This window comes from Citrobacter sp. TBCS-14 (assembly GCF_005280805.1).
Taxonomy (GTDB): domain Bacteria; phylum Pseudomonadota; class Gammaproteobacteria; order Enterobacterales; family Enterobacteriaceae; genus Citrobacter; species Citrobacter gillenii.
In genome coordinates this window covers 1-252 of sequence record NZ_SZWM01000846.1, presented here as the reverse complement: position 1 = coordinate 252, position 252 = coordinate 1, and the positions used below count along the sequence as shown (strand labels likewise).

The following is a 252-nucleotide window of genomic DNA, read 5'->3' as shown; positions in this document are numbered from 1 at the left end:
CCGCCTACATGCTTAAACCGGGACAACCGTCGCCCGGCTAACATAGCCTTCTCCGTCCCCCCTTCGCAGTAACACCAAGTACAGGAATATTAACCTGTTTCCCATCGACTACGCCTTTCGGCCTCGCCTTAGGGGTCGACTCACCCTGCCCCGATTAACGTTGGACAGGAACCCTTGGTCTTCCGGCGTGCGGGTTTTTCACCCGCATTATCGTTACTTATGTCAGCATTCGCACTTCTGATACCTCCAGCA

At 54.8% G+C, this 252-nt stretch carries 1 rRNA gene; it reads right to left on the bottom strand.

Annotation, left to right across the window (positions count from 1 at the left end):
- A 23S ribosomal RNA gene (locus tag FDX22_RS21635) occupies window positions 1-252 on the bottom strand; the annotation flags it as partial.